The 12,210-nt window shown below is 66.6% G+C and carries 14 protein-coding genes; 7 read left to right on the top strand and 7 right to left on the bottom strand.

Annotated features, from left to right (window positions below):
* Positions 1–3: 3 nt before the first annotated feature.
* Complete coding sequence (locus tag QZH52_RS14880) at positions 4–1,206, bottom strand: alpha/beta fold hydrolase (RefSeq protein ID WP_301810360.1); 1,203 nt, start codon at positions 1,204–1,206, stop codon at positions 4–6.
* Between the two features lie 29 nt (positions 1,207–1,235).
* Positions 1,236–1,946, bottom strand: coding sequence for a flavin reductase family protein (locus tag QZH52_RS14875; RefSeq protein WP_286531139.1), 711 nt, complete (start codon positions 1,944–1,946; stop codon positions 1,236–1,238).
* A gap of 216 nt (positions 1,947–2,162) precedes the next feature.
* Between QZH52_RS14875 and QZH52_RS14870 the strand changes: the two genes are divergently transcribed.
* From QZH52_RS14870 to QZH52_RS14860, 3 genes are all read left to right on the top strand, one after another.
* On the top strand, positions 2,163–2,753 hold the full coding sequence (locus tag QZH52_RS14870; protein WP_301810353.1) for a GNAT family N-acetyltransferase: 591 nt from the start codon (positions 2,163–2,165) through the stop codon (positions 2,751–2,753).
* A gap of 64 nt (positions 2,754–2,817) precedes the next feature.
* Complete coding sequence (locus QZH52_RS14865) at positions 2,818–3,261, top strand: hypothetical protein (protein WP_286531136.1); 444 nt, start codon at positions 2,818–2,820, stop codon at positions 3,259–3,261.
* A gap of 158 nt (positions 3,262–3,419) precedes the next feature.
* Entirely contained in the window at positions 3,420–4,562 is a 1,143-nt protein-coding gene (locus tag QZH52_RS14860) for an autotransporter family protein (protein WP_301810350.1), read from the top strand.
* 21 nt (positions 4,563–4,583) lie between these two features.
* On the opposite strand, the gene QZH52_RS14855 is transcribed toward QZH52_RS14860, so the two are convergent.
* The gene (locus QZH52_RS14855; RefSeq protein ID WP_286531133.1) at positions 4,584–4,952 is read right to left on the bottom strand and encodes a response regulator transcription factor; all 369 of its coding nucleotides are present in this window, start codon (positions 4,950–4,952) and stop codon (positions 4,584–4,586) included.
* 147 nt (positions 4,953–5,099) lie between these two features.
* Positions 5,100–5,387, bottom strand: a complete 288-nt coding sequence (locus QZH52_RS14850; protein ID WP_301810345.1) for a hypothetical protein — start codon at positions 5,385–5,387, stop codon at positions 5,100–5,102.
* A gap of 420 nt (positions 5,388–5,807) precedes the next feature.
* Here QZH52_RS14850 and QZH52_RS14845 point away from each other — a divergent pair, with 420 nt between their 5' ends.
* The gene (locus QZH52_RS14845) at positions 5,808–6,113 is read left to right on the top strand and encodes a hypothetical protein (RefSeq protein WP_301810343.1); all 306 of its coding nucleotides are present in this window, start codon (positions 5,808–5,810) and stop codon (positions 6,111–6,113) included.
* Here QZH52_RS14845 and QZH52_RS14840 read toward each other — a convergent pair whose 3' ends face one another.
* Entirely contained in the window at positions 6,114–6,977 is an 864-nt protein-coding gene (locus tag QZH52_RS14840; RefSeq protein WP_286531124.1) for a LysR family transcriptional regulator, read from the bottom strand.
* Between the two features lie 128 nt (positions 6,978–7,105).
* Between QZH52_RS14840 and QZH52_RS14835 the strand changes: the two genes are divergently transcribed.
* The 3 genes from QZH52_RS14835 to QZH52_RS14825 are packed head-to-tail and all read left to right on the top strand — an operon-like array spanning position 7,106 to position 10,096.
* On the top strand, positions 7,106–8,233 hold the full coding sequence (locus QZH52_RS14835) for a TauD/TfdA family dioxygenase (RefSeq protein ID WP_301810340.1): 1,128 nt from the start codon (positions 7,106–7,108) through the stop codon (positions 8,231–8,233).
* A 40-nt stretch (positions 8,234–8,273) separates the two neighbouring features.
* Positions 8,274–9,230 (top strand): tripartite tricarboxylate transporter substrate binding protein, encoded by a 957-nt coding sequence (locus QZH52_RS14830; RefSeq protein ID WP_301810337.1) that lies wholly within the window; start codon positions 8,274–8,276, stop codon positions 9,228–9,230.
* Positions 9,227–10,096: an isocitrate lyase/PEP mutase family protein gene (locus QZH52_RS14825; RefSeq protein ID WP_301810334.1), complete on the top strand. Its 870-nt coding sequence runs from the start codon at positions 9,227–9,229 to the stop codon at positions 10,094–10,096. The genes QZH52_RS14830 and QZH52_RS14825 overlap by 4 nt, the downstream gene beginning before the upstream one ends.
* 61 nt (positions 10,097–10,157) lie before the next feature.
* Here QZH52_RS14825 and QZH52_RS14820 read toward each other — a convergent pair whose 3' ends face one another.
* Entirely contained in the window at positions 10,158–11,555 is a 1,398-nt protein-coding gene (locus tag QZH52_RS14820) for a patatin-like phospholipase family protein (protein WP_301810331.1), read from the bottom strand.
* Between the two features lie 36 nt (positions 11,556–11,591).
* The gene (locus QZH52_RS14815) at positions 11,592–12,179 is read right to left on the bottom strand and encodes a hypothetical protein (protein ID WP_301810328.1); all 588 of its coding nucleotides are present in this window, start codon (positions 12,177–12,179) and stop codon (positions 11,592–11,594) included.
* Between the last annotated feature and the right edge of the window lie 31 nt (positions 12,180–12,210).

The following is a 12,210-nucleotide window of genomic DNA, read 5'->3' as shown; positions in this document are numbered from 1 at the left end:
TGTTCAGTCCTTGGGGTGGGCCGCGCCGAAGAAGTGGCTGGCCGCCACCTGGCCCTGCACCCGGCGGCCGAGTTCGGCCGAGAATTTCAGGGCGCTTCCCAACGGCCTGTGGTGGATGGCGGCCCGGACGATCTTTCCCTCGTCGTCGCGGGTGAGGATCGTGACGCCCGAGAGCTTCTCGCCCCCGAAGGCCTGCGCCTCCCATTCGAGGTAGGTGCGCGGGCCGCTGGTCGATTGCTGGGTGAAGGCCAGCGCCTCGTAGATCGTGCTGGCGGCGCCCATGACGGTCTTGACCTGCTCGGCGCCGACGACCGGATGGGCAAGCACACTGGCTTCGAGCACGATGTCGCTCGCGAAGGCCTCCGCAAACGCCGTGGAGGACTTCTGCGCGAATGCGCGGGTCCAGCCTTGCGAGGGCGCCGCGGTCGGCCGGGCGTCCAGCGCCCGGAGAAACTCGGCCAGCACCCCAGCGAAGGCCTTGGGCTGCTCGACGTGCGGCCAGTGGCCCGCTTCGCCGATGGACGCCACCGTGGGCGCCTCGAAGCGCGGCAGCACCGCCTGCGCGACCACTTCGGCGGTGACGAACGGATCGAGTTCACCCCGGACGATCAACGTCGGTCCGTGATGCCGGCTGGCTTGGGCCCCCAGCGCATGGCCCTGGTTCCACAGGTCGGCGAAGACGCCGACCGAGGCCGCCGCGACCGGGTCGCCGAGCCGCCCCAGCTTTTCCAGCTTCTCGTCATCGAGCCGGACGCCCAGTTGGCGCCGCAAGCCGCGCTGGGCATCGGGATCGCCACCCAGTGCATGGAAGGGTTTCATGGCCTCGTCGGGAAGGTCGGTGCCCACGAGCGGCACCGGGGTCAGCAGCACCAGCGCGCGGACCTGCGACCCGAGCAGGCCTGCCGCCAGTTCCGCAACCTGCGCGCCCATGCTCTGGCCGACGAGCACCACCGGGCTGGCGAGCGCGCGGACCTGCCTGGCGACGTCTTCAGCGAAACCGTCGAGGCTGTACGGACCGGACTCGGCCACCCGCAGGCCCATGCCCGGAAGCTCGACGCACAGCGCATCTGCCGCGCGCTCGCCGAGTTCGGCGACCACCTCGTCCCAGGCGGCGGCGCCGTCGAGGAATCCGTGCACGAAGACCAGTGTCGGACCCGGCGCGCCGGCGCGAGCTTCGTCTGGAACGGAGGGATGGGATGCGGTCATTCGATTCTCCTGTGTCATTTATTCGGGTTTCAGCGCGTCGCGCCGGAGGCGGACCATTCCTTGCTGTCGATCGGCGAATAGCCGTCGGCATGGCCGTCGAGGCGCCCTGCCCGCTGCCCGCGAAGCGACGCCAGCAGCTGTTCGTCCAGCGGGGTCGTGAAGGCGTTGTGCACCAGCGTGTACTCGGCCGCCAGGCGGCCCACGGCCTGCAGCGCGCCGGTATCGATGCGTCCGCCCTTGAGATAGACGTCGTCGCGGATGTGGAAGCGGACCACCTCGCCGAAGACCACGTGGTCCCCCAGGTCCCCCATCGGGATGAGCCGGTCGAGCCTGCATTCCAGTGCGATGGGTGCGCCCTTGACGCGCGGCGGCCTGACCGCCACGGAGGCTTCCTTCTCCAGTCCGACCGCAGCGAACTCGTCGGTGTCCGAGTCGAATTCGAAGGCCGACCTGTGCATGGCGTGCGCCTGCGGCAGCGTGACCATGTTGACCACGAACTCGCCGGTGTCCCGAATGTTGAAGAAGGTGTCCTTCAGCGTCACGCCGTCCGAGCGCGGCTGGAGCGACAGCGAGACCATCGGCGGCTTGCGGCCGACGGCGGTGAAGAAGGAGATCGGGGCGAGATTCGCCACGCCCTCGCGGGATTGCGTGCTGACCCAGCCGATCGCGCGGGGCAGGATGGAGCCGATCAGCAGCTTGTAGGCCGAGGTCGGGTCGAGGGTCGAGGCGTCGATGATCATGAGGGCTTCCCGGTTGAGGAGGCGTGACTGTAGAAAGCCGGCTGCCGATCGGTAAGGCCGCGCGGCACAAAACGCTTTTTCAGCCGCGTCAATAGAGCGCAGGAACGCGAGGCGACTTTTTCAGCCACCGCAAAACCGCATTGCCCCGGACCGCCTTTTTCCGGAAGAACCCGACGACTAGATTCGAGACACCCCAGCCCATCGGAGCAAGCCACCATGTCCCCCCTGAGTCCTCTCGCATCCGGCGTCCGTATCGACTCCCGGCTTCCCGGCTTCCATGGGGAAGGCATCGAAGAGTGGCGCGGCATCCATGTCCGGCCGATCGAGCCGGAAGATTTCGAACGCGAACGCGCATTCGTGGATGGGCTCTCACCACGCACTGCCTACCAACGCCTGATGTCGGCGAGAAAGCCGTCGGACGAAGAGCTCCGGCGCTGGACCGACATCGATCGATCGCGTGAGGGAGCCATGGTCGCGACGGTCTTCGTCGATGGTCTGGAACGGCAGGTGGGGGTTGCGCGCTACGTCATCGAGGGCGCCGACGAAGAGGCCGAGATCGCCATCGTGATCGCCGACGACTGGCAGGGCCAGGGGCTCGGCGTGCGTCTGCTCACGGCATTGATCGATCTGGCCCGGCAGTCTGGCATCAGGCGGCTGGTCGGGAGCACCTTGTCGGAGAACAGGGGCATGCTGGCGCTCGCCCGGCGATTCGGCTTCACGCTCTCCAAGGAGCCCGGGCTCGCGATCATCACCAACTTGCGCCTGGATCTGCAGGCAGGGCCGGTTCGTCATCGTCGCGCAATGTGAGGCCCATAGCATCGCGGTCGAAGCCGGCACATCAGCCGCTGCAACGATCCAAGGAAATCGACACATGAAAGCCTCGCCCATCATCAAGATCGTCTCGACCACGGCCATTGCGTGGATGCTCGCAAGCTCGGTGCATGCCCAGGCCGGCCGCAGCCGCGCCGACGTGCAAGCCGAGGCGATCGCTGCCGCCCACGCGCCCAACCAGAACGTCACCCGCGGGTCGCGCGGCGCCGAACCGTTCAACTCGGTGGCCGATCCCGCGGCGGTGCAGCAGCAGGCCGTCGACACCGCGCGCGCGCCCAATCAGAACGTGACACGCGGCTCGCGCGGCGCCGATCCCTTCACCTCGACGGCCGACCCCGCCGTGGTTCGGGCCCAGGCCGAGGCCGCTGCCGCCGCCCCCGATCAGAACGTGACCAGCGGGTCGCGGGTGAACAGCAAGGTCGTGTCGACCCTGCCCAATGCAGCCCAGGTGCGGGCGGAGGCTCAAAAGAGCGCGCCTCGCTGAAGGGTGACGGCCTGCGGTCGAAACCTCAAAACCAGCAATAGTTGACGGAACGCCACATTCCGCTTGCCGGTAAGTGACGACTCCGGCAGACCCGCGCACAATCCCTCGAGCCGTCCGGCAATCCAGATCGCCGGGCCTGTCCGAAGGAGGGTTCGGCCATGGGATGTGCGTCTCGACGAGTGCCCGGCAGAGGCGCTCCGGCCCGGCGGCCGGCTGGTGGGCCGGGGACGCACCTTGCCCGGGCCTGCACACGCATATCGGCCGCCGCCGCCCTCTGTGCAGGCAGTTGCGGCGCCTTCGCCCAATGCAGCCCGGCACCTGCCGGCGCCACGACCCTCTGCAATCCAGGCGCCAGCATCGCCGCCCTCGCTCGGCCGCAAACCGGCGCCTACATGGGCATTCAGCGAATGACGAGCTTCGCCTTCGTGCACAGCCTGCAGGATCGGTGGGGCGACCCGCTGCAACTCAGCCCGGGCAACGCCTGGATCCGCGCCGGTGGCCAGGGGATGAGTTCGACCAGCGCCGACGGCCGGTTCGACACCGACAGCATGGGCTGGGTCCTGCAGGGTGGCGCGGACGTCGCGAAATGGTCGCTTTTCGGCGGTGCGGACCGCCTGCACCTCGGCGCCATGGCCGGCTATGCCAGCGGGCGCACGGACGCCAACGCCCTCGGCAATCCGATCCAGGCGCGCGGCGACTTCTCAGGCGGCGCGATCGGCATGTACGGCACCTGGTACCAGAACGACCGGAGCCGGCTCGGCTGGTACACGGACGTGTGGGGCCAGTACGCCGGCTTCAGCAACACGGTCGATACCGGCCTTCCCTTCGACCGCACGGGCTACGACTCGCACATCAGCATGTTCTCTGCCGAAGGCGGCTATGCCATGCCATTGGGAGCATCCGGCAACTGGGTGCTCGAACCACAGGGCCAGATCATCTATCTGCACAACCATTCGTATGTCGCCCTCGAACCGAATGGCCTCGCCGTCAAGGGCTCCCATCGCAGCGCCTACACGTCCAGGCTCGGACTGCGGCTGCGCAGCACCTCCTCCCCCGATTGGGGCTGGGGCGTGAGGCCCTATGCGGCGTTCAACTGGTGGTACGACAACACCGGCGAAGAGCTCACGGTCAACCAGTTCTCGGTGCGCGACATGTACCCGGGCAGCCGCTATGAGGTCAAGGCGGGCGTCAATGTCGATTTCAAGCCGGGCTGGGCCGGCTGGGGCGACGTCGGATGGCAGTGGGGCAACCAGTCCTACCAGGCATGGACAGTGCGCGGGGGCATGAAGTACGCGTGGTGAGTGGGGTTGACGAACTGTGCGCTAGGAGGTGTCCGATCGCATGCGGCGCACGGCGGCCCGCAACTCGCGCACGCTGACCGGCCGCTCCAGAAAGTCCGTCGCCTCCAGCCGCGCGATGTCGACGGCCGTGCGGAACGCGGAGTGCGGACCCAGGACGATCACGGGCAAATCCACACCGCGTTGCCTCAGTGCGCGCACCAGTCCGAGCGTCGCGGCCTCGTCGACGTCGGCCGACGCGATCAGGCACCGCCCCGGACCACTGGGCGGCCGGGCGAGGAACTCCTCGCCGTCGTCCACGAACTCCACCGCATCGGCGATGCGTGCCAGTGCCGATTCGATCCACGCGCGCTCATCCTGCTTGAATCCGAGGACGTGGACGGTGGTGGACATGGCTTCGGCGTCTCCCCGAGGCATTGAGGGTGCCGGTTCCGGGCTGCACCGAACCGGTAACCGATGGTGCCGCCATCCCGGCGAAGCGACCATCCCGGCGAGCACGCAGGACCACGTACGTGGACGGACACGCCTCGAGAATCCTCGTCATCGCAGCCCGACCAGATCCATGCGGGACAGAGCCTCGGCGATTTCTCGCACCCTGACCGCATCGCCGGTCTCGAAAGCCGAAGTCATCGCGCCGAGACATTCGCTCACCTCGTTGGCTGCCGACAGGTCGCGCCGCAACCATGGCCGGATGTCGGACCACAATCTTTCGATTTCCGCGAAGTGACTCGAGGGCGCATCGCTCCATTTCGGGAAATCAGCGGGCGAGCAACGGGCCGCCACCCGCAGGCAGGCGGCCAGATCTTCCAATGCTTCCAAGAGCCTCACGGATGCCATCGAGAAAGGGATTGCGTCCGGGATGCGACCGCAACAAGGCCATTTGTTCCATCTTCCCCGCGACGATCGCGTTGCGATATTGCACCTTGGTGCAATGCGAATTGCCCTCCGGGGCACTTCGGTCGTGCGGACCTGGGCCCCGCGGCGCGATGCCGGTATCCGGCCGGCCCTGGAAGCTGAAGTCGATCGCTTTCGGGCCGCCAGACATGTGGCGCATGTGAATCTCCTTCGCGGCAGCATCGCGACAGGCCAATTTTGGAAAGAGCACCTGCCTCCCGCCATCCCTGCGGCCACCTAGAACCACGTACGTGGTGATGGCAGCGTCACAGTCCCGCGAACTGGGCGGGGCCCGCCATAGAATTCACCCCACTCACCACGCGCCCTATGTCAACGTACCGCTTGCGCCAGAAGATGCCGCTCCTTGCCGCGATGGTCCTCGCGGGCGGCTGGAGTTCCTGCGCCCTGGCCTTCGACGACTTCGAGGGCACCTACGTCAACGGCAACACCACGATCACGTGGCGTGCCGGAGGGCACTCGGGCAACGAGTTCCTGTCCAGCCTATGTCCAGGCAGGAAGTTCAGCCACCGCACACAGCCGGGCGATGCCCACAAGGGCAAGGACTACACGGTCCGGTCGGACTTCGGCTTCACGAAGCTGGTGGTGACCGGCACCAGCCCGTGCCTGCCTCGGGGCACCTACAGGCGCGCAGGACCGTAGTCACAACTGCTCTGCCAGCGCCTCGCGCAGCGCCACCAACGCCCTGTCGTCCTCGCTCGACTTGCGGCTCACCAAAGTAAGGATCAGGCTCGGGGCGCTTCTTCCCAGCGACACCTGCCGCACGGGGTAGGCCTTGCGCAGGGATTCGTCGAGCATGTGGATGATCGCCACGCCCAGCCCGCCGCTGACCATCGCGATGATGGCGGGCGCCGAGTCCAGTTCCAGCGCGCCGCGCTTGTCCGGCACGAGCGAAAGAACGTGCCGTGCCGCCATGGCGCCGGTGACCGTGTTTCTGTCATATCGGATCCAGTCGTAGCGGCGCAGCAATGCCGTCGGGCTGGACTCGGTGGAATCGGGTGGCGCGATCAGTATCAGGTCGCGGCGCGCCAGCGGCCACCATCTCAGGCGATCGCTGCCGCCCTTGGCAGGCATGGCCACCACAGCCGCATCGAGCTGCCCTGCCTTGACGTCGGCAATCAGCGAAGCACTTCGGCCGCGCTGCGGTCGCACCGCAAGACGCGGGTGCCGCCCTCGCAACGACGACAGCGTGCCAGGCAGCAGGGACGGCAGCAGCGACTCGATGATGCCCAGCCGCACCACACCTTCGATGGCCATGGACGGACGGCGCCGCAGTTCCTCGAGCCGCAGCAGCCCTTCGCGCATTGCCGATGCCACGTCGAAGGCGGTGACCAGCGGGCGCACCTGCGCGCCCGACCGGTCGAAAAGCGCTACGCCCAAGTACTGCTCCAACTGCTTCATCTGCATGCTCACCGCGCTGGGCGTGAGATTCATCTGCACGGCGGCGCCCGCAAAGCTGCCACTGCGGATCACAGCGTCCAGAGTTGAAAAAGTCTCGATCTTCATCAAAGTTTCTGACGTTTGGATTCAAGGATCATCGCTTTTTATTGATCGCTTGCAAGCCTAGACTGATCTTCATCGAGTGGCCGCGCGTCGCGCCGGCTCTGCACCAACCCGAAAAGGACAGCAGCACAATGAGCACCCCCTTCCAAGTCCGGCCATGGCTGGCCGAGGACGTTCGCAACGACACGTCATGGATCATCCGCATGGCCGCCGAGGAAGTGGCGGGCTTCGATGCAGCACTGGCCCATGCCGAAGGCACAGGCAAGGGCCTGCTGGAAATGAATCAGGAAGACTTTCCCTTGCCCGATGCGTCGCGGGCGGTTCTCAAGCGCGCCATCGACACGACCCAGGAACGCTGGGGCATGTGCCTGCTCAAGGGATTTCCGGTACAGCGGTGGACCGAGGCGCAGACTCGCCTGGCCTACTGGGGCATGGGGCTGTATATGGGCGTGGGCCGCACGCAGAACCGCGCCAGCGAGATCATCAATGACGTGCGCGACGCAGGCGGCAACTACAAGATCAAGGGGGGGCGCGGCTACAACACCAATGCCGGCCTGGATTTCCACCAGGACTCCTGCGACGTGGTCGCGCTGCTGTGCCGTCGCACCGCCAAGAGCGGGGGCACCAGCAAGGTGATCAGCTCGATCGCGCTGCGCGACGAAGTGCAGCGGCTACGCCCCGACCTGATTCCGGTGCTGCAACAACCCTGGTTCCACAGCTACCAGGGCACGCAGGACCCGGCGCAGCTGCCCTTCTACAGCTGCCCGATCTTCGGTGACGACCCGATCCATTTTTGCGCCCGCACCAACCGCAAGAACTCCGATGCGGCCCAGCGAGACTTCGAGGAAGTGCCACGCCTGACGCAGGGACAGATCGAGGCCCTGGACCTGTTCGACGAACTGATGCCGAGCGACAGGCTCTGCTATTCGATGGAACTGGAACGCGGCGACCTGCAGCTCTTGAACAACTACGTCACTCTCCATTCGCGCACCAACTTCGAGGACTTCGACGAGCCCGACAAGAAGCGCCATTTGCTGCGCCTGTGGCTGTCGATCCCCTCATCGCAGCCACTGCCCCCGCAGTGGGAGGAGTACTACGGGGACGTGCGCCCGGGTGCCGTGCGTGGCGGCGTGCGCGGCAGCGCCATCAGCCCCGAATTCCTGGCCTACGAGGAGCGCCATGCCAGAGCACTGGGCATGGCCTGGCGACCCTGGCGGCCAATGGTGACGCGAGAGACCGCTGCGGCGAACGCCGGCTGACGCGGAGCAACCTTCGCGCCACCCAAAAAGGAGACAAGACATGAATAGACGCAAGACACTTTTCCTGCTGGGCGCGGGCGCGGCGGCCCTGACCGCCCCGTGGGCACAGGCCCAGACCGTGACCCGTCTGCTGGTGGGCGCCACGCCCGGCGGCGGCACCGACATCGTCGCCCGCGAGCTGGCTCTGGAACTCAGCAGGCGGCTGGGCCGACAGTTCATCGTCGACAACCGGCCTGGCGCAGCGGGAAACATCGCAGCCCAGGCAGTGGCCAAGTCGCCGCCGGATGGCGGCACGCTGCTCTTGAGCTACACCAGCCACGCCATCAACCCATCGCTGTATGGCAAGCTGCCTTTTGATGCCGTCGCGGACTTCACGCCATTGGCAGGCATCGCATCTCTGCCGGGCATCCTCGTCGCCCGTCCCGACCTGCCTGCCAATGACATCAAGGAACTCATTGCGCTGGCGAAGTCCAAACCGGGCAAGCTCAACATTGCCATTGCCGGACTGGGCAGCTCCAATCACCTCGCCAGTGAGGTGCTGAAACTGGACGCGGGCATCAATATCACCGGCGTGCCATACAAGGGCACCGGTCCAGCGCTGCAGGACGTCTTGGCCGGCCAGATCGACCTGGTGATTTCCGGCGTGGCCAGCGTGCAACAGCTTCTGCGTGCCGGCAAGGTAAAGGCATTGGGTGTGACCAGCAAGCGGCGGCTGGCGGATTTCCCCGAGGTGCCCGCCATCGCCGAAGCCGTGCCCGGATTCGACTTCAGCTCCTGGTATGGCCTGTTCGGGCCCGCGGGCATGCAGCCGGCCGAGGCGGCGCGCATCTCCGCCGCCGCCCGCGAGGCGCTTGGCTCGCCTGCCATGCGCGAACGCTTCAAGAGCGAGGGTCTCATCGCCATGGGCACAGGCCAGGAGGAGTTCGGCCGTTTCGTCAAGAGCGAGATCGTCCGCTGGGGAAAGATCGTCCAGGCAACGGGAGCGAAGCCGGAATGAGCGGGCTGCGTGAACGGCTGCGCCAAGACCTGCCTCTGCTCGCGCCAGGCGTCTACGACGCACTGACTGCCCTCCTCGCCCAGCAGGCCGGCTTCGAGGCACTTTACCTCTCGGGCGGCGCGGTCGCCTACACACAGCTGGGCCGTTCCGACGTTGGGCTGACCACCGCCAGCGAAACGGCGGACGTACTCGCCCGCATCACCGATCGCGTGCAGCTCCCGGTGATCGTGGATGCCGACACCGGCTACGGCAACGCGCTGAACGTGCAGCGCACCGTGCGCGATTTCGAGCGTGCCGGCGCGGCCATGATCCAGCTGGAAGACCAGAGCTTTCCGAAGCGCTGCGGCCACTTGGCCGGCAAGACGCTCGTCAGCCGCCAGGAGATGTGCGGCAAACTGCATGCCGCTCTTGATGCGAGGCGCAGCGCCGAAACGCTTGTCTTGGCCCGTACCGATGCAGTCGCCGTCGAGAGCACGCAAGCTGCGTTCGAGCGGGCCGAGGCCTATCTCGAATGCGGCGTGGATGCGCTATTCATCGAGGCCTTGCGTTCCCGCGAGGAAATGCGTGCGGCATGCGAGCGTTTCGGCCACCGCGTGCCGCTCCTTGCCAACATGATCGAAGGCGGGCACACGCCGATCAGCAGTGCGGGCGACCTGAGCTTGCTGGGCTTTCGCATCGTGATCTTTCCTGGTGGGACGGCCCGCTGGGTCGCAGCCGGCCTGCAGCACTACTTCGCCTCGCTGAAGGCCGAGGGCACCACGCAGCCGCTGCGCGGCCAGATGCTGGACTTTGACCAGCTCAACGCGGTTATCGGAACGCCGGAGCTTCTGAAGCGGGGTGCGGCCTATGCGGGCGATCACACGTAGACGCTCTGGCGGCTGAAGGTCATGCGACCCGAGCCAGGGCGTTGCAGCGGATCACGCCGCTTCACGGCGCGGTACCTCTCGCCTCGGTCGCCTGCGCCCGCAGACCGGCCAGCAAGCGCTGGTACTCCGGGTTGCTGCGCAACAGCTCCCGCCCGGTGGCGATCAGGCGCTCCACCTGTTCCTTGTCCAGAGCGAAGCTGGTCGGGATCCGGTTCAGGAACCGGCGCAGCGGCAGATTGGGCACGTCCTCGAAACTGAGGCGGACGAAGTACGAGGTCACGGGCCGTTCGGGCGTCGAGAGTTCGCGTGTCCAGCGCTCGAGGCCTTGCTGCGTCTGTTGAAGCGTTGACACGTTGTAGCGATCCAGTTGCACATTGGTGACGGCGTTCATCGTTTGCTCGAAGGACGGCGCACGGTTGCTCTCCCCGATGCCCGCGGGGGTGTCGGCGGCGGCGTTGACCGAGATGATGGCGATGCGACGTGGTGCGGCGATGCCGAGCGTGCGGAGGTATTTCTCGGCGCCACCCGCGAGTTCCACGGCGTCCAGCAGGGCGCGCAGGCCGAGGTTGTCCGTGATTCCGCCATCGACGAACTGGGCGTAGCGATGCGTGACCTTGTTCCGGTAGGCAAGATCATCCTGCACCACCATGCTCAGGTAGCCGTTGTCGGCGTCGCGCCTCTGCGCGGCCACCAGCCAAGGCGGCATGCCGGCGGCGCATCCCGTGTAGTTCTCCGCCACCACGGGTTCGAACAGCACGGGCACGGCACTGGATGCCGTGACGGCACGGGCCAGCGGGAAGCTGCTCAGGTCCGAGCACAGGAGATCGAAGTACTCCTGGACGAAGGAGAACCGGCCGCCCGAACCCAGGTCCGAACTGTTGATCAGGATCAGTGGCGCCGGCCGCTGGGCCAGATCCCCGAAGGTCGCATTGCCGAACAGCGTCTGCTGGTAGTAGGAGACCGCCATTTCGGTACGGCCTTGGCTGCTGAACCACCGCACCGGGTTCAGCAAGCCGCGCAGCAGGGCACCCTCGACGTCGCTGCGCAGGAAGCGCTGCTCGTAGTCGGCGAAGAGTCGATCGCCGTAGAGGCCATAGTAGGCCGACGTGAAGCTCCCGCCTGACACCGAGCTGATGACATTGATCGCATCCAGCAGGCGTTGCTCCCTGCCGTCGATGCGCACGCGCGTGTCGCGCAATTCCTGCATGACGCCGTAGGACAGGGCGGCCGCGCGCGTACCGCCGCCAGAGAAGGCAACGGCCAGCGTCAACTCGCCGGAGTGCCGCTGCGGGTCGCGAGCGAACTCACCCAGCGAGTAGACCGGTCCCTGCCGACCTGGAGACAGCGGTTGATTGGCAACCACGCCGTAGGTGGTACAGGCGCCAAGCGCGAGAACCATCCCTGCCAGCAGAGGCAACAGCAAACCATGGCGCGAGAAGACAGCCAATGAAGCCGCCATGTCACACGCCCACCAGGCTGTCCGGCAAGAACGCGGCTAGGACTTCCTGACGACCGACGTGGCGATCGCCTGCGTGATGGTCATCTTCATCTGGTCGCCGACCTTGACGCCGTTCAGCATCGCCGGGTCCTTCACCTTCACTTCGGTGAAGTGGCCGAAGGGCCCCCGGACCATCACGGTGCCCTTGGCCTGGTCGATGGCCCAGATGTTCGACACCATCGTGGTCTGCTTCATCGCAGCCCCGCCGGGCAGTTGTCCGACCTGGGCGCGGTCGACGGCCGCCGTCGACGTCGCCATCCGTATCCCGTTGCCGGTCTGGAAGTCCAGCGCCACCGACTGGATGTAGGTGGCATCGACCATGTCGCCGACCTTGACCTGCGCCAGGTTCTTGACCCGCGCATCGACCATGACCGCGAATTCATTCCCCTCCGGCCCCTTGAGCGTCACGATGCGGTTCTTCGGGTCGATCGCGGTCACCAGCGCGGAGATCGAGACTTCCTTGAGCATGTCACGGACATCCAGCACCTTGGGGGTGGCTGAAGGCGTGCTCGGCTGCGCCAGGGCCGGCGCGCCGAAGGCCAGCGCCGAAGCCAGTGCTAGAACTGTGTACTGGGCTGCTTTCATTTCAGGTTTTCCTTTCACGTCCGGTAGGCGG

The sequence above is a fragment of the Variovorax ginsengisoli genome (assembly GCF_030486595.1).
Taxonomy (GTDB): Bacteria; Pseudomonadota; Gammaproteobacteria; order Burkholderiales; family Burkholderiaceae_C; genus Variovorax; species Variovorax ginsengisoli_B.
The sequence above is the reverse complement of the archived record's forward strand: the minus strand, read 5'-3'. Positions and strand labels throughout refer to the sequence as shown.

What these genes read in the sequence shown, in the direction of transcription:
- QZH52_RS14880 (WP_301810360.1), bottom strand. Translation starts at nt 1,206, where the DNA reads ATGACCGCATCCCATCCCTCCGTTCCAGACGAAGCTCGCGCCGGCGCG.
- QZH52_RS14875 (WP_286531139.1), bottom strand. Translation starts at nt 1,946, where the DNA reads ATGATCATCGACGCCTCGACCCTCGACCCGACCTCGGCCTACAAGCTG.
- QZH52_RS14870 (WP_301810353.1), top strand. Translation starts at nt 2,163, where the DNA reads ATGTCCCCCCTGAGTCCTCTCGCATCCGGCGTCCGTATCGACTCCCGG.
- QZH52_RS14865 (WP_286531136.1), top strand. Translation starts at nt 2,818, where the DNA reads ATGAAAGCCTCGCCCATCATCAAGATCGTCTCGACCACGGCCATTGCG.
- QZH52_RS14860 (WP_301810350.1), top strand. Translation starts at nt 3,420, where the DNA reads ATGGGATGTGCGTCTCGACGAGTGCCCGGCAGAGGCGCTCCGGCCCGG.
- QZH52_RS14855 (WP_286531133.1), bottom strand. Translation starts at nt 4,952, where the DNA reads ATGTCCACCACCGTCCACGTCCTCGGATTCAAGCAGGATGAGCGCGCG.
- QZH52_RS14845 (WP_301810343.1), top strand. Translation starts at nt 5,808, where the DNA reads ATGCCGCTCCTTGCCGCGATGGTCCTCGCGGGCGGCTGGAGTTCCTGC.
- QZH52_RS14840 (WP_286531124.1), bottom strand. Translation starts at nt 6,977, where the DNA reads ATGAAGATCGAGACTTTTTCAACTCTGGACGCTGTGATCCGCAGTGGC.
- QZH52_RS14835 (WP_301810340.1), top strand. Translation starts at nt 7,106, where the DNA reads ATGAGCACCCCCTTCCAAGTCCGGCCATGGCTGGCCGAGGACGTTCGC.
- QZH52_RS14830 (WP_301810337.1), top strand. Translation starts at nt 8,274, where the DNA reads ATGAATAGACGCAAGACACTTTTCCTGCTGGGCGCGGGCGCGGCGGCC.
- QZH52_RS14825 (WP_301810334.1), top strand. Translation starts at nt 9,227, where the DNA reads ATGAGCGGGCTGCGTGAACGGCTGCGCCAAGACCTGCCTCTGCTCGCG.
- QZH52_RS14820 (WP_301810331.1), bottom strand. Translation starts at nt 11,555, where the DNA reads ATGGCGGCTTCATTGGCTGTCTTCTCGCGCCATGGTTTGCTGTTGCCT.
- QZH52_RS14815 (WP_301810328.1), bottom strand. Translation starts at nt 12,179, where the DNA reads ATGAAAGCAGCCCAGTACACAGTTCTAGCACTGGCTTCGGCGCTGGCC.